The 15,180-nt window shown below is 47.7% G+C and carries 22 protein-coding genes; 16 read left to right on the forward strand and 6 right to left on the reverse strand.

Annotation, left to right across the window (positions count from 1 at the left end; all coding sequences use genetic code 11):
• The first annotated feature begins 3 nt into the window (after positions 1–3).
• The 10 genes from secY (at position 4) to BN1044_RS15690 (ending at position 5,664) form a co-directional block, all read left to right on the forward strand.
• Complete coding sequence (gene secY, locus BN1044_RS15645; RefSeq protein ID WP_004846557.1) at positions 4–1,335, forward strand: preprotein translocase subunit SecY; 1,332 nt, start codon at positions 4–6, stop codon at positions 1,333–1,335.
• A gap of 33 nt (positions 1,336–1,368) precedes the next feature.
• A complete protein-coding gene (rpmJ, locus tag BN1044_RS15650; RefSeq protein WP_008815462.1) occupies positions 1,369–1,485 on the forward strand; it encodes a 50S ribosomal protein L36 in 117 nt (38 codons plus the stop codon).
• Positions 1,486–1,631: 146 nt separating this feature from the next.
• Entirely contained in the window at positions 1,632–1,988 is a 357-nt protein-coding gene (rpsM, locus tag BN1044_RS15655; protein ID WP_008815461.1) for a 30S ribosomal protein S13, read from the forward strand.
• Positions 1,989–2,004: 16 nt separating this feature from the next.
• Positions 2,005–2,394 (forward strand): 30S ribosomal protein S11, encoded by a 390-nt coding sequence (rpsK, locus tag BN1044_RS15660; RefSeq protein WP_002438687.1) that lies wholly within the window; start codon positions 2,005–2,007, stop codon positions 2,392–2,394.
• A 30-nt stretch (positions 2,395–2,424) separates the two neighbouring features.
• Positions 2,425–3,045, forward strand: coding sequence for a 30S ribosomal protein S4 (gene rpsD, locus BN1044_RS15665; protein WP_025802647.1), 621 nt, complete (start codon positions 2,425–2,427; stop codon positions 3,043–3,045).
• Between the two features lie 25 nt (positions 3,046–3,070).
• Positions 3,071–4,060: a DNA-directed RNA polymerase subunit alpha gene (locus tag BN1044_RS15670; protein WP_004846552.1), complete on the forward strand. Its 990-nt coding sequence runs from the start codon at positions 3,071–3,073 to the stop codon at positions 4,058–4,060.
• 40 nt (positions 4,061–4,100) lie between these two features.
• Entirely contained in the window at positions 4,101–4,487 is a 387-nt protein-coding gene (gene rplQ / locus BN1044_RS15675) for a 50S ribosomal protein L17 (RefSeq protein WP_008815460.1), read from the forward strand.
• 144 nt (positions 4,488–4,631) lie between these two features.
• Complete coding sequence (locus BN1044_RS15680; protein WP_072309466.1) at positions 4,632–5,000, forward strand: DnaJ family domain-containing protein; 369 nt, start codon at positions 4,632–4,634, stop codon at positions 4,998–5,000.
• Between the two features lie 9 nt (positions 5,001–5,009).
• The gene (gene zntR / locus BN1044_RS15685) at positions 5,010–5,471 is read left to right on the forward strand and encodes a Zn(2+)-responsive transcriptional regulator (protein ID WP_072309467.1); all 462 of its coding nucleotides are present in this window, start codon (positions 5,010–5,012) and stop codon (positions 5,469–5,471) included.
• 13 nt (positions 5,472–5,484) lie between these two features.
• Positions 5,485–5,664, forward strand: coding sequence for an alternative ribosome-rescue factor A (locus BN1044_RS15690; protein ID WP_072309468.1), 180 nt, complete (start codon positions 5,485–5,487; stop codon positions 5,662–5,664).
• A gap of 89 nt (positions 5,665–5,753) precedes the next feature.
• Here BN1044_RS15690 and mscL read toward each other — a convergent pair whose 3' ends face one another.
• The 5 genes from mscL to def form a co-directional block, all read right to left on the reverse strand.
• Positions 5,754–6,161, reverse strand: coding sequence for a large-conductance mechanosensitive channel protein MscL (gene mscL, locus BN1044_RS15695; RefSeq protein WP_040046965.1), 408 nt, complete (start codon positions 6,159–6,161; stop codon positions 5,754–5,756).
• 129 nt (positions 6,162–6,290) lie between these two features.
• The gene (gene trkA / locus BN1044_RS15700; protein WP_025802637.1) at positions 6,291–7,667 is read right to left on the reverse strand and encodes a Trk system potassium transporter TrkA; all 1,377 of its coding nucleotides are present in this window, start codon (positions 7,665–7,667) and stop codon (positions 6,291–6,293) included.
• Between the two features lie 55 nt (positions 7,668–7,722).
• Entirely contained in the window at positions 7,723–9,012 is a 1,290-nt protein-coding gene (gene rsmB, locus BN1044_RS15705; protein WP_072309469.1) for a 16S rRNA (cytosine(967)-C(5))-methyltransferase RsmB, read from the reverse strand.
• A gap of 154 nt (positions 9,013–9,166) precedes the next feature.
• Complete coding sequence (gene fmt / locus BN1044_RS15710; RefSeq protein ID WP_072309470.1) at positions 9,167–10,114, reverse strand: methionyl-tRNA formyltransferase; 948 nt, start codon at positions 10,112–10,114, stop codon at positions 9,167–9,169.
• 27 nt (positions 10,115–10,141) lie between these two features.
• Entirely contained in the window at positions 10,142–10,651 is a 510-nt protein-coding gene (gene def / locus BN1044_RS15715) for a peptide deformylase (RefSeq protein ID WP_040046962.1), read from the reverse strand.
• Between the two features lie 125 nt (positions 10,652–10,776).
• On the opposite strand from def, the gene dprA reads away from it, so the two are divergent.
• Genes dprA through BN1044_RS15745 form a run of 6 tightly spaced genes read left to right on the forward strand, consistent with a single transcriptional unit; the run spans position 10,777 to position 14,572 of the window.
• Positions 10,777–11,886 carry a DNA-protecting protein DprA gene (gene dprA / locus BN1044_RS15720; protein WP_072309471.1) on the forward strand — a complete coding sequence of 370 codons (1,110 nt, stop codon included), beginning with the start codon at positions 10,777–10,779 and terminating at the stop codon, positions 11,884–11,886.
• A complete protein-coding gene (locus BN1044_RS15725) occupies positions 11,858–12,331 on the forward strand; it encodes a DUF494 family protein (protein WP_072309472.1) in 474 nt (157 codons plus the stop codon). Before dprA ends, BN1044_RS15725 begins: the two co-directional genes overlap by 29 nt.
• Before the next feature lie 41 nt (positions 12,332–12,372).
• Positions 12,373–12,915 (forward strand): DNA topoisomerase family protein, encoded by a 543-nt coding sequence (locus BN1044_RS15730; RefSeq protein ID WP_072309473.1) that lies wholly within the window; start codon positions 12,373–12,375, stop codon positions 12,913–12,915.
• A 6-nt stretch (positions 12,916–12,921) separates the two neighbouring features.
• A complete protein-coding gene (gene tsaC / locus BN1044_RS15735) occupies positions 12,922–13,491 on the forward strand; it encodes an L-threonylcarbamoyladenylate synthase type 1 TsaC (RefSeq protein ID WP_072309474.1) in 570 nt (189 codons plus the stop codon).
• A 5-nt stretch (positions 13,492–13,496) separates the two neighbouring features.
• Complete coding sequence (gene aroE / locus BN1044_RS15740) at positions 13,497–14,315, forward strand: shikimate dehydrogenase (RefSeq protein WP_072309475.1); 819 nt, start codon at positions 13,497–13,499, stop codon at positions 14,313–14,315.
• Positions 14,312–14,572, forward strand: a complete 261-nt coding sequence (locus BN1044_RS15745) for a DUF1488 family protein (protein ID WP_072309476.1) — start codon at positions 14,312–14,314, stop codon at positions 14,570–14,572. The genes aroE and BN1044_RS15745 overlap by 4 nt, the downstream gene beginning before the upstream one ends.
• Here BN1044_RS15745 and BN1044_RS15750 read toward each other — a convergent pair.
• Positions 14,536–15,102 carry a gamma carbonic anhydrase family protein gene (locus tag BN1044_RS15750; protein WP_072309477.1) on the reverse strand — a complete coding sequence of 189 codons (567 nt, stop codon included), beginning with the start codon at positions 15,100–15,102 and terminating at the stop codon, positions 14,536–14,538. The two genes, BN1044_RS15745 and BN1044_RS15750, sit on opposite strands and share 37 nt — an antisense overlap.
• Positions 15,103–15,180: the final 78 nt, after the last annotated feature.

The raw sequence follows: 15,180 nt of genomic DNA on the forward strand, positions 1-15,180 counted from the left end.
CAGATGGCTAAGCAACCAGGATTAGATTATCAAAGTGCCAAGGGTGGACTTGGCGAACTCAAGCGCAGACTGCTGTTTGTAATTGGGGCGCTCATAGTTTTCCGTATTGGCTCTTTCATTCCGATCCCTGGTATTGATGCCGCTGTACTTGCCAAACTGCTCGAACAGCAGAGAGGCACCATCATTGAAATGTTTAACATGTTCTCTGGTGGTGCTCTCAGCCGTGCTTCTATCTTTGCTCTGGGTATTATGCCGTATATTTCTGCGTCCATTATTATCCAGTTGTTAACGGTGGTTCACCCAGCGTTAGCGGAAATTAAGAAAGAAGGGGAGGCTGGCCGTCGTAAGATTAGTCAGTACACCCGTTACGGTACGCTGGTTTTAGCCATATTCCAGTCGATCGGTATTGCTACCGGTCTTCCGAATATGCCAGGAATGCAAGGCTTGGTTATAAACCCTGGCTTTGCGTTCTACTTCACCGCGGTGGTGAGCTTGGTTACAGGGACTATGTTCCTAATGTGGCTGGGTGAGCAGATAACTGAACGTGGTATCGGCAACGGTATCTCAATCATTATCTTTGCGGGGATTGTAGCGGGTTTACCGCCGGCAATTGGCCATACTATCGAGCAAGCGCGGCAGGGCGACCTGCACTTCCTCCTGTTGCTGTTGGTTGCAGTGTTAGTATTTGCAGTAACCTTCTTCGTTGTTTTCGTAGAACGTGGTCAGCGTCGTATCGTCGTTAACTATGCTAAGCGTCAGCAAGGTCGTCGTGTTTATGCAGCACAGAGCACACATTTACCGTTGAAAGTGAATATGGCTGGTGTAATCCCTGCTATCTTTGCTTCCAGCATTATTCTGTTCCCAGCCACGATTGCATCTTGGTTCGGGGGCGGCACCGGTTGGAACTGGCTGACTACAATTTCGCTGTATTTGCAGCCTGGGCAACCGCTTTATGTGTTACTCTATGCGTCTGCAATCATCTTCTTCTGTTTCTTCTATACGGCGTTGGTTTTCAACCCAAGAGAAACAGCTGATAACCTGAAGAAGTCCGGTGCATTCGTACCAGGAATTCGTCCGGGAGAGCAAACGGCGAAGTATATCGATAAAGTAATGACTCGTTTAACCTTAATTGGTGCGTTGTATATTACCTTTATCTGCCTGATCCCGGAGTTCATGCGTGATGCAATGAAAGTACCATTCTACTTTGGTGGTACATCACTACTCATCGTAGTTGTGGTCATCATGGACTTTATGGCTCAAGTGCAAACTCTAATGATGTCAAGTCAGTATGAGTCTGCATTGAAGAAAGCGAACCTGAAAGGCTATAACCGCTAATCTTGGTGAGTTTGAGAAGTTACGGAGAGTAAAATGAAAGTTCGTGCTTCCGTCAAGAAATTATGTCGTAACTGTAAAATTGTTAAGCGCAACGGTGTTGTGCGTGTGATTTGCAGCGTAGAACCGAAGCATAAACAGCGTCAAGGCTGATTATCTCGCATATTTTTCTTGCAAAGTTGGGTTGAGCTGGCTAGATTAGCCAGCCAATCTTTTGTATGTTGCTACAGTATCATTTGAGTATCCTGAAAACGGGCTTTTCAGAGTGGTACTGTTGTATAAAAATTTAGGAGTGCATAGTGGCCCGTATAGCAGGCATTAACATTCCTGATCAAAAACATACTGTAATCGCATTAACTGCGATCTTCGGTATCGGCAAAACCCGTTCACAGGCTATCTGTGAAGCAACGGGCATTGCTGAAAATGTTAAGATCAGTGAGCTGTCTGAAGAGCAAATCGATAAGCTGCGTGACGAAGTTGCCAAGTACACTGTAGAAGGTGACCTGCGTCGTGAAGTAACCCTGAGCATCAAGCGTCTGATGGATCTTGGTACCTATCGTGGTTTGCGTCATCGTCGTGGTCTACCGGTTCGCGGTCAGCGTACTAAGACCAACGCACGTACCCGTAAGGGTCCGCGTAAACCGATCAAGAAATAATCGGGGTGATTGAATAATGGCAAAGGCACCTATTCGTGCACGTAAGCGTGTAAGAAAGCAAGTCTCTGACGGTGTGGCTCACGTCCATGCTTCTTTCAACAACACCATTGTTACCATTACTGATCGTCAGGGTAACGCACTGGGTTGGGCAACAGCCGGTGGTTCCGGTTTCCGTGGTTCTCGTAAATCCACTCCGTTTGCCGCACAGGTAGCAGCAGAACGTTGCGCCGAAGCAGTAAAAGAGTACGGAATTAAGAATCTGGAAGTTATGGTTAAAGGACCTGGTCCTGGCCGTGAGTCTACTATCCGCGCGTTGAACGCGGCTGGTTTCCGCATCACTAATATTACTGATGTGACTCCGATCCCTCATAACGGTTGTCGTCCGCCGAAGAAACGTCGCGTATAACGTCGTTACTCGGATTGTTGGAGAAAGAAAATGGCAAGATATTTGGGTCCTAAGCTCAAGCTGAGCCGTCGTGAGGGCACAGACTTATTCCTTAAGTCTGGCGTTCGTGCGATCGATACCAAGTGTAAAATTGAGCAGGCACCTGGCCAGCACGGTGCGCGTAAACCGCGTCTGTCTGACTATGGTGTTCAGTTACGTGAGAAGCAAAAAGTTCGTCGTATCTACGGCGTTCTGGAGCGTCAGTTCCGTAACTATTATAAAGAAGCAGCCCGCCTGAAAGGCAACACTGGTGCAAACCTGTTGCAACTGCTGGAAGGTCGTCTGGACAACGTCGTTTACCGTATGGGCTTCGGCGCCACTCGTGCAGAAGCACGTCAGTTGGTTAGCCATAAAGCAGTCGTAGTAAATGGTCGCGTTGTTAACATCGCTTCTTATCAGGTATCTCCTAATGACGTAGTCAGCGTACGTGAGAAAGCTAAAAAGCAATCTCGTGTGAAGGCCGCTCTGGAGCTGGCTGAGCAGCGTGAAAAGCCGACTTGGCTGGAAGTTGATGCTGCTAAGATGGAAGGTGTGTTCAAACGTAATCCTGAACGTTCCGACCTGTCTGCGGACATTAACGAACACCTGATCGTCGAGCTTTACTCTAAGTAAAGCTTAGTACCAAAGAGAGGACACAATGCAGGGTTCTGTGACAGAGTTTCTAAAACCGCGCCTGGTAGATATCGAGCAACTGAGTTCGACGCACGCCAAGGTGACCCTTGAGCCGTTAGAGCGTGGCTTTGGCCATACTCTTGGTAACGCACTGCGCCGTATTCTGCTTTCATCTATGCCGGGTTGCGCGGTGACCGAGGTTGAGATTGATGGTGTACTACATGAGTACAGCACCAAAGAAGGTGTACAGGAAGATATCCTGGAAATCCTGCTCAACCTGAAAGGGCTGGCGGTGAAAGTTCAAGGCAAAGATGAAGTTATTCTTACCCTGAATAAGTCTGGCATTGGCCCTGTGACTGCAGCCGATATCACCCATGATGGTGATGTCGAAATCGTCAAGCCGCAGCATGTGATCTGCCATCTGACTGATGAAAATGCATCAATTAGTATGCGTATCAAAATTCAGCGTGGTCGTGGTTATGTGCCGGCTTCTGCCCGAATTCATTCGGAAGAAGATGAGCGCCCGATCGGCCGTCTGTTAGTCGATGCTTGCTACAGCCCTGTAGAGCGTATTGCTTACAATGTTGAAGCGGCTCGTGTTGAACAGCGTACCGACCTGGACAAGCTGGTTATCGAGATGGAAACCAATGGTACGATTGATCCGGAAGAATCAATCCGCCGTGCGGCAACTATCTTGGCTGAACAACTTGAAGCTTTCGTTGACCTACGTGATGTGCGTCAGCCGGAAGTTAAAGAAGAGAAGCCGGAGTTCGATCCGATCCTGCTGCGCCCTGTTGACGATCTGGAATTGACTGTCCGCTCTGCTAACTGCCTCAAGGCAGAAGCTATCCACTACATCGGTGATCTAGTACAGCGTACCGAAGTTGAGTTGCTGAAAACGCCGAACTTGGGTAAAAAATCTCTTACTGAGATTAAAGACGTGCTGGCTTCACGTGGTCTGTCTCTGGGCATGCGCCTCGAAAACTGGCCGCCAGCTAGCATTGCTGACGAGTAACTAGGTCACAGGTTAAGGTTTTACTGAGAAGGATAAGGTCATGCGCCATCGTAAGAGTGGTCGTCAACTGAACCGTAACAGCAGCCATCGCCAAGCTATGTTCCGCAATATGGCCGGCTCTTTGGTTCGTCATGAAATCATCAAGACGACCCTGCCGAAAGCGAAAGAGCTGCGTCGCGTGGTTGAGCCGCTGATTACTCTTGCCAAGACCGACAGCGTTGCTAATCGTCGTCTGGCATTCGCCCGTACTCGTGATAACGAGATCGTGGCAAAACTGTTTAACGAGCTAGGCCCGCGTTTCGCGAGCCGCGCCGGTGGTTACACTCGCATTCTGAAGTGTGGCTTCCGTGCAGGCGACAACGCGCCGATGGCTTACATCGAACTCGTTGATCGTTCTGTATCTGATGCAGAAGCAACTGCAGAGTAATCTGTAGAAGCATGAAAATGCCGGGCTTAGGCCCGGCTTTTTTATATCTAAAATTTATCGCCTTTACTTCACCTTCTGCGTATTCCTTCATTTTTTCTGTCATCCTGCTATAAGCTATAGAGATATTCATTTGGATTGAGTGCTATGTTTTTAGTCGATGAATGGGCCGAGCGCCATATTAGTTCAGCGTTGAAGCGCGGTGAGCTTGATAATCTATCTGGTGAGGGTAAGCCTCTATTGCTGGATGATGACTCTCATGTTCCAGCAGACTTACGTGTTGGTTACCGTCTTTTAAAAAATGCGGGATGTTTGCCACCTGAGATCGAGCAAAGAAAGGAAGCCGCAACGCTAGCGTCACTGCTTCGTGGTCTTTCTCGTGAGCATCCTGATTTTATAGAGCTCAATAAAAGATTGGATGTATTAGAATTTCGTTTACGGCAAGCGGGTATGAGCACGGATTTTTTACATACTGAGTATGCGGACAAATTTACCCAGCATTTTGACCCTGAGTAGAGACAAACTATGTATCGTATCGGACAATTGGCGAAGCTTGCTGGCGTAACTCCAGACACCGTTCGTTATTACGAAAAGCAGAAGATGATGGATCATGAAGTGCGGACAGAAGGCGGGTACCGGCTCTACACCGATCATGATCTTCAAAGATTACGTTTTATCCGCTATGCTAAGCAACTTGGTTTTACGCTAGAGTCGATTCGCGAGTTACTCTCGATCCGAGTTGATCCTATGCACCATACTTGCCAAGAATCGAAATCGATCGTTGACGCCAGATTGGCTGAGGTAGAAAGTAAGATTAGTGAGTTGGAACTTATGCGTGGTTCTCTAAAGCGCCTAAGTGATGCGTGCTGTGGAAAAGCGCATACGAGTACCTACTGTTCTATTCTTGAAGCCTTGGAGCAGGGCGCGGCAGAGCGATTGACGCGTATAGATTTACGAGGGGTTTACCCTAAGCCATCATATTGTTAATGAGGAAGTTATTATGACGACTAAATATCAACATACCAAAGGCGTAATTGCTGATAATGCTATTCAGGCTCTTTTACATGATCCATTGTTCAAGCAGCGCGTAGAGAAAAATAACAAAGGCAAAGGTAGCTATAGCCGTAAAGCTAAACATGGCAAAAAAGGCAGCTGGGAGGCTGTAGGCAAACTGCATTAATGATGATGTATTTTACCTACAGCCTTCTGTTTTCTATCAGAAACAAAAAAGCCGCTTTATTAAGCGGCTTTTTTATTAACACCAACAAATTATTTTTGCTGCTGTTTTAGCAGATCGCGAATTTCTGTTAACAGCTTTTCTTCTGTTGTTGGTGCAGGTGGCGCTGCTGGAACGTCTGCTTCCTGACGACGCATTCTGTTCATCAGCTTAATTGCCAAGAAAATAGCGAAAGCGACGATCACAAAATCAAAGATGTTTTGGATAAATTGGCCATAGTTCATGATGACCGCCGGTGTTGCACCTTCTGCGGCACGCATAACCCAATGGAATTGCTTGAAATCAACACCGCCAATGAGCAGGCCTAGTGGGGGCATAATAATATCGGCAACTAAAGATGAGACAATTTTGCCGAAAGCAGCACCGATGATAACACCGACAGCTAAATCAACCACGTTGCCACGCATGGCAAATTCACGAAACTCTTTTAATAAACTCATAGACCACCCCTTATAAAATCAATAACACAAGCTTAACAAACATAGCATTAATTGACAAAACTCAGATGCAAAATTAACAGTCACCAACGCGTCCAAACATGAATACAATGCTGCCACTCATTTGCACGGCTATAAGAAGAATGGGCTTGGCTGGAACAGGCGCTCAACGTCGGTAATAAATTTTTTGTCCGTTAAGAACATGATGACATGGTCGCCTTGTTCAATTTTAGACTCACTATTAGCGATGATCACATCGTCACCACGAACGATAGCCCCGATAGTTGTACCCGGCGGCAGCTTGATTTCCTCGACTCTACGCCCGACGACTTTTGACGTGCTTTCATCACCGTGCGCGATGGCCTCGATAGCTTCAGCAACACCACGGCGCAGCGAGGAAACGCTGACGATATCTGCCTTTCGAACGTGCCCGAGCAGAGCAGAAATAGTGGCTTGCTGTGGTGAGATAGCGATGTCGATAACGCTGCCCTGAACCAAATCTACATAGGCACTTCTTTGAATCAGTACCATGACTTTTTTGGCACCTAAGCGCTTAGCTAACATTGCAGACATGATATTGGCTTCATCATCGTTAGTCAGGGCAATAAATACGTCAACCTGATCAATGTGCTCTTCCATCAGCAATTCTTGATCGGAGGCATCGCCGTAGAACACGATGGTGTCATGCAAAATTTCGGCTAATTCAGCAGCACGCTGTTGATTACGTTCAATCAGCTTCACGCTATAGTCTTTTTCTAAGCGATGAGCTAAACCTGCGCCGACGTTCCCACCGCCAACAATCATGATGCGCTTATAAGGTTTCTCTAGGCGCTGAAGTTCGCTCATAACGGCGCGGATATGCTGTGATGCGGCAACAAAAAAGACTTCATCACCAGCTTCAATGATTGTAGAACCCTGAGGCCTGATCGGGCGATCTTGACGGAAAATAGCAGCAACGCGCGTATCAATGTGCGGCATATGTTCTTTTAGGGAAGCTAATGCGTTGCCCACCAATGGGCCACCATAATAGGCTTTTACCACCGCAAGACTGACTTTTCCTTCAGCAAAGTTCACAACCTGCAATGCGCCAGGATACTCGATTAAGCGATAGACATAATCAGTCACCAACTGCTCAGGTGATATGAGATGATCTATAGGAACAGCTTCGGCATTAAACAGACGCTCATTTTCGCGTATGTATTCTGTCGAACGAATACGCGCGATACGGTTTGGTGTATTAAATAGAGAATATGCCACCTGACAGGCAACCATGTTGGTTTCATCAGAACTTGTGACTGCCACAAGCATATCGGCATCATCTGCGCCTGCTTCTCGTAATACGCGCGGGTGAGAACCGTGGCCTTGAACCACTCTAAGATCGAATTTATCCTGCAATTGGCGAAGGCGATCGCTATTTGTATCGACAATAGTTATGTCGTTGTTTTCACCGACCAAGTTTTCTGCCAGTGTGCCGCCCACTTGTCCGGCGCCAAGAATAATTATCTTCATTGTGCTCTCTGTTTTGCGCTATTGATAAGCCTGTGTCGTCCGCAGGCAGACACTGTCATGCTTTAATCAGCTTAGCGTAAAAGAACCCATCACCATCCTGTGTATGGGGAAGATGTTGTAGCCCTGGGTTCTCGTTGTCTGTGGCTACAAGTTTCGCTTCAGGATGGCGGGTAAGGAACTCGCGCATCTGTTGAGCATTTTCTTCAGGTAAAACAGAGCAGGTGGCATACACCATTACTCCGCCTGATTTTAAGCGCGGCCAAATAGCTTCAATGATCTCTTTCTGCAACGCAGCTAGTTCAGCGATATCACGATCGCGGCGTAACCACTTGATATCAGGATGACGACGGATCACACCGGTCGCGGAGCAAGGGGCATCAAGTAAGATGCGATCAAACTGTTTGTCGCCACACCAGCTCTCTGGGTAGCGCCCATCGCCGCATTTCACTTCGGCCTGCTGTTGCAAGCGTTGCAGGTTTTCTTTTACGCGTTTCAGGCGATTTTCATCAACGTCAACGGCAAGCACATGTGCTTTTGGTGCCGCTTCGAGAATATGTGTCGTTTTTCCCCCAGGCGCACAGCATAGATCGAGGATCTGTTCGCCGTTTTGCGGATCAAGGAGATCGACGCAGTGCTGGGCACTAGCGTCTTGTACGGTGACCCATCCTTGTTCAAACCCTGGCAGGCGTCCGACGGGCGTGGCTTCTTCAAGGCAAATAGCATCAGGGAACTGCGGGTGGGCAAAAGCATTAATTTCAGCGTTTGCCAGCAATGCCAGATATTCATCACGGGTGTGGTGAAGGCGATTAACGCGTAGCCACATTGGCGGGCGCTGATTATTGGCATCAACGATAGATTCCCACTGCTCTGGATAAGCTTGCTGCAAGCGTTTCAGTAACCAAGAAGGATGGAGGAAGCGACATTCGTTATTTTGGGAACGTTCTTTGAGCTGATCTTCTTGGCGTTGAAACTGACGTAGTACGCCGTTGATCAATCCTTTCAGCTGCGGCCGTTTTAAAGCTACCGCACCATTTACCGTTTCCGCTAATGCGGCGTGAGGTGGGATGCGAGTATAAACCAGCTGGTAAATGCCCACCATGATGAGGTAATGCAATGAGCGCTGCTTGCCGGTAAGAACCTTAGCCATCAATTGCTGAATATACCATTCAAGCTGAGGTAGAACGCGCAGCACCCCGAAGCAAAGTTCCTGCAGCAGTGCGCGATCTTTTTCACTGACTTCTTTGCTCAGTGCTGGAAGAACCGTGCTAAGGGATTGCCCTTGATCGAGTACCGAACTGAGAGCTTTAGCAGCAATAGCACGCAAATTATAAGGAGTGTTTTTCATAGCGTAAGGCTGACCATTGCAGCATAAATTAAGAATTTGAATTATTACGCGAAGTTTACCGCGAATAGGGGGCTGGTTTGAAGTTTAGAGACTGTTTTGCGTCAATTTCAAACAAAAAGGGCCCAAGTGGGCCCTTTACGCAATCGTAAATTGCTTACTCGAGACAATTGCCCGGAGTGAACCATTCGCGACGAGAATTCAATAAATCCTGCGCGGACATGCTTTTTTTGCCAGAAGGCTGTAGCTGAGTCATCAGTAAGATACCCTCCGCGGTAGCCACGGCGATGCCCTGTTTATCTGCACTGATGATGGTTCCCGGCGCTTGGTTATGCTCCGCGTCTAATGCTTGAGACTGCCACACTTTTACCGGTTGCTCATCAATCATAAAGAAACTGACAGGCCATGGATTGAAAGAGCGGACGCAACGTTCAAGCTGAACGGCTGAAAGAGTCCAATTCAGACGGGCTTCGTCCTTGCTGAGTTTTTCAGCATAGGTAACTAATGCTTCATCCTGTTTCTCAGGTACAGCAGTTCCATTGGCTAATTGAGTCAGCGTGGTGATGAGGCCCTGTGGGCCTAGATCTGCCAACTTATCGTACAACGTTGCGCTGGTATCTTGAGAGGTAATTGGGCAAGAGACTTTATGCAGCATGTCGCCGGTATCTAGACCTACGTCCATTTGCATAATGGTGACACCGGTTTCTGCATCACCCGCCCAGAGCGCGCGCTGGATAGGCGCTGCGCCACGCCAGCGTGGAAGTAGAGAACCATGTACGTTAATGCAGCCGAGGCGAGGCATGTCTAGCACGGCTTTAGGCAGGATCAAACCATAGGCAACCACGACCATAACATCCGCGTTAAGGTCAGAAACCAGCTTCTGGTTTTCTTCAGGACGTAGTGATGCGGGCTGAAACACAGGCAGATCATGCTGTTGTGCTAATACCTTGACTGGGCTTGGTGTGAGTTTATTGCCGCGTCCAGCAGGGCGATCGGGCTGAGTAAATACGCCAACGATTTGATGCTGGGAAGACAAAAGCGCGTCAAGATGACGCGCTGCAAAATCGGGAGTTCCCGCAAAAATAATACGCAAAGAATCAGACAATGTTGTTTCCTGCTAATGATGGACTAATTAGCCTCTGGTTTGCTGTTTATACAGCTTCTCCAGTTTCTGACGGATACGCTGACGCTTCAGAGGCGAGAGGTAATCGACAAATAATTTTCCGATCAAATGATCCATTTCATGCTGAATACAGATAGCGAGCAGATCGTCTGCTTCAAGCTCGAAAGGTTTACCTTCACGATCGAGAGCACGAATTTTGACTCGCTCAGCGCGTGGAACTAATGCACGATGCTCAGGAACAGAGAGGCAACCCTCTTCAATACCCGTTTCACCTTCGCTGGAGAGTAATTCTGGATTGATCAGAACTAAGCGCTGATCGTGGTTTTCAGACACATCAATGACGATAATACGCTGGTGAACGTCTACCTGGGTGGCAGCCAGACCAATACCTTCTTCTGCGTACATGGTGTCAAACATGTCATCAACGATACGCTGAATTTCTGGTGTGACTTCTTTTACCGGCTGCGCCACTGTGCGGAGCCGCTCATCGGGGAAATGTAATACCTGCAATACCGCCATAAATTATTCGATCTGTCTCTGAGTAGTGGAATGATTGTCACTCACTATTCTAGACATTTCCGGCCCTGATTGACAGTATTGTTCACCTATTGAACACATAGGTGCAGGCTGCACAAGGGGCAAACATGGATGTTCAGGAAATATGGCTCCGGCTGAGTCGACTGCAAAAAGTTTCTTTGCCGCAGTGTTTTGCTATTGTGCAGCATTGTTCTGAAGGCAAACCAAACGTTCTCTTGCTGCGAAAACTGGGGTTGACTGAGAACCAAGCGCAGAAATTTCTAGCAGCTGAACATATTGAGGCCGACCTGAACTGGCTTAGCCAGCAGGAAAACGAGCTCATTAGCTGTGATGATCTTCGGTATCCAGAAAAACTGAAAAATATTGCTAACCCACCGCCGGTTTTATTTGTGAAGGGAAACGCAGAGTGTCTCTCTCAGACCCAAATTGCTATCGTAGGTAGTCGGCGTTATAGCGACTATGGCGAAACATGCGCGACCTATTTTTCCAGTGAGCTTTCAGCTGCGGGACTAGTAATAACCAGCGGTCTTGCATTAGGTATTGATGGCATTGCGCATCGAGCATGCCTGGAAACTCAGGGAACAACCATTGCTGTACTGGGTTGTGGAATAGCGCGGCTTTATCCTGCCTGTCATGAACATCTTGCGTCACGCATTGTGGCAAACCACGGTGCAATTGTTTCTGAATTTCCTCCCAGCACCAAAGCCAGAGCGGAGTATTTCCCGCGTCGGAACCGTATTATTAGTGGGTTGAGTGAGGGAGTGCTGATTGTTGAGGCCGCAGAGAAAAGTGGCACGCTGATAACTGCTCGTTGTGCCCTCGAGCAGGGAAAGGATGTATTTGCTATCCCTGGTTCTATTGATAACCTGCAAAGCGCAGGTTCCAATTGGCTGATTCAGCAGGGCGCTTATTTAGTGGCGCATCCTAAGGATATTATTGAACAAATTGGCGGCCTGCATTGGTTACCAAGCCCTAGCCCAGAAATTATTTATCCTGAGCAAGACGTTGCGGAATTGCCATTTGCCGAGGTGTTGGCTAACGTAGAATATGAGGTGACATCTGTTGACGTCGTCGCCGAACGTGTCGGCCAACCTGTGCCAGAGATAGCGGTGGCTTTGCTCGATCTGGAGTTAGCAGGATGGATTAAAGCTGTGTCCGGCGGCTATGTCCGACTGAAGAGGGCTAGCCATGTTCGACGTATTAATGTACCTGTTTGAAACCTATATACACACAGCATCTGGGATGCAGGTTGATCAAGATAAGTTAACCGATGATTTAACGCGTGCGGGGTTTGAGCGGGAAGATATATATAGCGCCCTCGGTTGGTTAGAAAAACTTGCTATGATGCAAGAGGCTGACGCTATGCCGTATATTTCATGCGCAGACCCCCATGTCATGCGCATTTATACGGATGATGAGGCCATGCGCCTTGATTGTGCTTGCCGAGGGTTTCTGCTTTTTCTTGAACAAATACAGGTGTTAACTCCAGAAACAAGAGAAATGGTCATTGATCGTGTGATGGCGCTGGATGCGGATCAGTTCGATCTTGAAGACTTGAAATGGGTAGTGCTGATGGTTTTGTTTAATGTACCCGGCCATGAGCACGCCTATGAACAGATGGAAGAACTGCTGTTTGAAGTTAACGAGGGTTACCTGCACTAAATCTGCACTAAAGGGATGCCCTAAGAATTAAGAAACTATTTATGAGTCAGGCAACATTGCTTGCGGTTAAAAATACAGAAAATTGTCCCGAGTGCGGCGCTGAGTTAGTTATGCGCAGCGGCAAACATGGGCCGTTTCTCGGCTGTTCACGCTATCCAGAATGCCAGTTTATCCGCCCGCTTAAACCACAGTCGGATGGACACGTCGTTAAAGTTCTGGACGGCCAACTGTGTCCTAAATGTGGTACAACGCTGGTATTGCGGCAGGGACGTTACGGGATGTTCATTGGCTGCGGTGCCTATCCTGATTGTGACCATACTGAGGTTATCGATAAACCGGATACCACCTCTATTATTTGTCCTCAGTGTCAACAAGGGCAGCTACTTCAACGAAAATCCCGTTATGGCAAAATTTTTCATGCCTGCGATCGATATCCAGAGTGTCAGTTCGCGATAAATCTAAAACCTATTGAGGGGGTATGTGGCTATTGTCACTATCCGCTGTTAGTAGAAAAGCGAACTGCACAGGGCGTTAAACTATTTTGTGCGAGCAAACTCTGCGGCAAAGCCGTGGTAAACGAATAGAAGATAATGAATAAAGAACAAAATACATCGCTAGAAAATGTACTGAATGCGCTAAAAAATAAAAAAGTTGTGGCGTACCCTACCGAGGCTGTTTTTGGCTTGGGCTGCGATCCTGATAGTGAACGCGCCGTGCATGCATTACTCGACCTAAAACAACGGACATGGGAAAAAGGTCTGATCCTGATTGCCGCTAATTATGAGCAGCTATTGCCGTATGTCGATGATGCCAAATTGTCGGGTGAAAGACGCGCAGAGGTCTTTTCTTATTGGCCAGGGCCTGTAACGTGGGTGATGCCTGCCAAAAGCTCTACGCCAAAGTGGCTTACTGGCCGCTTCTCAACGATAGCCGTTCGAGTTAGCGACCATCCATTGGTGCAAACCTTATGTACGCAGTTTGGTAAACCGCTGGTATCGACAAGCGCCAACCTCAGTGGCCTAGAACCTTGTCGCACGGCCCAAGAGGTTCGTATGCAGTTTGGTAACTCCTTCCCTGTTGTTGACGCTGATGTTGGTGGGCGCTTGAACCCATCCGAAATCCGTGATGCGTTGACCGGCGAATTGTTCAGACAAGGATAATGGTGATGAAGCAGTTTGCCGTCTTCGGTAATCCGATTAAACACAGTAAGTCGCCACGCATCCATCATCTGTTTAGCCAGCAGACTGGGATTGAGCTTAATTATGAAACTCGGCTTGCTCCACTTGATGACTTTCAGAAAAGTATCCAGTTGTTCTTTGCTGGTGGCGCTATTGGGGCAAACATTACTACCCCCTTCAAAGAGCAAGCTTATGAACTCGCAGATGAGCTAACGGAAAGAGCCTCATTGGCGGGGGCGGTTAACACGCTTAAGTTATTAGACGATGGCCGATTGTTGGGGGATAACACTGACGGTATAGGTTTGCTTAGCGATCTTGAACGCTTAGGCATGATTGCTCCTCAGGCAAAAGTTTTGCTGTTAGGGGCTGGTGGCGCAGCTCGAGGCGTTATCCAACCGATTCTCTCTTTAGACTGTGACCTCACGATAGCTAATAGAACCGATAGCCGTGCTCAAGAGCTGGCAAACGTGTTTGGCCATTTGGGAAATATTGATGCCGTAGAGTTTGGTGCGCTATCAACAAGACGCTTTGATCTGATTATCAATGCGACAGCTTCGGGTATTCATGGCGAAATCCCGCAAATACCCGCAGAGGTTATTGGTGAGAACACGGCCTGTTATGACATGTTCTATCAGAAAGGGCTTACACCTTTCTTAGCTTGGGCGAAAGCACAAGGTGCGCATCAGCTAGCCGATGGGTTTGGCATGTTGGTGGGGCAGGCTGCTCATGCATTCTTATTGTGGAATGATGTGATGCCTGAAATCTCACCGGTACTGCAAATCATGCGTGATGAATCGGCGTTATGAATCAAGCGATACAGTTTCCCGATCAAGAAGAATGGGATGCGAATAAGAGAGCCGTATTATTCCCTGCAACAATAAACGGCTTTCAAATATGTTGTGCTATCTATATAGAAGAGCTTAAGCGCATGTCAAAGGATCGACAGAATGTTGATCCTTTGATTCTTTTTAGATCGCTGCGTTGGGATCTTGAAGATATTGCAGAACACAAGATCCTGAATGAAGACTATAGCGAAGATGGTTGGGTATGGATCTCTGGTTGAGAGAGATAGTCGTCTTTCCAACGGACATAGTTATTCGCTGAATACAGCAACCCTGCTTTTTCTTCTTCTGTTAATAGGCGAACTTGCCGGGCAGGGCTGCCAAAATACATATACCCACTCTCTAAGCGTTTGCCTGGCGAAACTAAACTACCTGCTCCAATGATCACATCGTCTTCTACTATTGCACCATCCAAAATGATGCTCCCCATACCAATAAGTACTCTATCGCCGATGGTACAGCCGTGAAGCATGGCTTTATGACCTACGGTGACATCCTTTCCGATGATCGTAGGTAGGCCTTCAGGGTTGCTCGCCGATTTATGGGTGACGTGAATAACCGTCCCATCCTGAATATTGGAGCGAGCTCCAATGGAAACATAGTTAACATCTCCTCGGATCGCGACTAGGGGCCAGATACTTACGTCATCTGCCAGATCTACTGCACCAATTATTGTGCTGGTGGGATCAATAAATACACGATTTTCGATCTTTGGGTGTAAAGAGAGATAGGGACGGATAGAAAAAGACATAAAAAGGACGCCAAAAGAAGAATGGATATAGCCAATACTATCGCGCACAAGTGAAAACTCAACTGATGGATCCTTATA

This window comes from Hafnia alvei (assembly GCF_900095695.1).
Lineage (GTDB): Bacteria > Pseudomonadota > Gammaproteobacteria > Enterobacterales > Enterobacteriaceae > Hafnia > Hafnia alvei_B.

Bases quoted from the DNA above. Each gene is read 5' to 3' on its own strand.
- secY (WP_004846557.1), top strand. From the start codon at position 4: ATGGCTAAGCAACCAGGATTAGATTATCAAAGTGCCAAGGGTGGACTT.
- rpmJ (WP_008815462.1), top strand. From the start codon at position 1,369: ATGAAAGTTCGTGCTTCCGTCAAGAAATTATGTCGTAACTGTAAAATT.
- rpsK (WP_002438687.1), top strand. From the start codon at position 2,005: ATGGCAAAGGCACCTATTCGTGCACGTAAGCGTGTAAGAAAGCAAGTC.
- rpsD (WP_025802647.1), top strand. From the start codon at position 2,425: ATGGCAAGATATTTGGGTCCTAAGCTCAAGCTGAGCCGTCGTGAGGGC.
- BN1044_RS15670 (WP_004846552.1), top strand. From the start codon at position 3,071: ATGCAGGGTTCTGTGACAGAGTTTCTAAAACCGCGCCTGGTAGATATC.
- rplQ (WP_008815460.1), top strand. From the start codon at position 4,101: ATGCGCCATCGTAAGAGTGGTCGTCAACTGAACCGTAACAGCAGCCAT.
- BN1044_RS15680 (WP_072309466.1), top strand. From the start codon at position 4,632: ATGTTTTTAGTCGATGAATGGGCCGAGCGCCATATTAGTTCAGCGTTG.
- zntR (WP_072309467.1), top strand. From the start codon at position 5,010: ATGTATCGTATCGGACAATTGGCGAAGCTTGCTGGCGTAACTCCAGAC.
- BN1044_RS15690 (WP_072309468.1), top strand. From the start codon at position 5,485: ATGACGACTAAATATCAACATACCAAAGGCGTAATTGCTGATAATGCT.
- mscL (WP_040046965.1), bottom strand. From the start codon at position 6,161: ATGAGTTTATTAAAAGAGTTTCGTGAATTTGCCATGCGTGGCAACGTG.
- trkA (WP_025802637.1), bottom strand. From the start codon at position 7,667: ATGAAGATAATTATTCTTGGCGCCGGACAAGTGGGCGGCACACTGGCA.
- rsmB (WP_072309469.1), bottom strand. From the start codon at position 9,012: ATGAAAAACACTCCTTATAATTTGCGTGCTATTGCTGCTAAAGCTCTC.
- def (WP_040046962.1), bottom strand. From the start codon at position 10,651: ATGGCGGTATTGCAGGTATTACATTTCCCCGATGAGCGGCTCCGCACA.
- dprA (WP_072309471.1), top strand. From the start codon at position 10,777: ATGGATGTTCAGGAAATATGGCTCCGGCTGAGTCGACTGCAAAAAGTT.
- BN1044_RS15725 (WP_072309472.1), top strand. From the start codon at position 11,858: ATGTTCGACGTATTAATGTACCTGTTTGAAACCTATATACACACAGCA.
- BN1044_RS15730 (WP_072309473.1), top strand. From the start codon at position 12,373: ATGAGTCAGGCAACATTGCTTGCGGTTAAAAATACAGAAAATTGTCCC.
- tsaC (WP_072309474.1), top strand. From the start codon at position 12,922: ATGAATAAAGAACAAAATACATCGCTAGAAAATGTACTGAATGCGCTA.
- aroE (WP_072309475.1), top strand. From the start codon at position 13,497: ATGAAGCAGTTTGCCGTCTTCGGTAATCCGATTAAACACAGTAAGTCG.
- BN1044_RS15745 (WP_072309476.1), top strand. From the start codon at position 14,312: ATGAATCAAGCGATACAGTTTCCCGATCAAGAAGAATGGGATGCGAAT.
- BN1044_RS15750 (WP_072309477.1), bottom strand. From the start codon at position 15,102: ATGTCTTTTTCTATCCGTCCCTATCTCTCTTTACACCCAAAGATCGAA.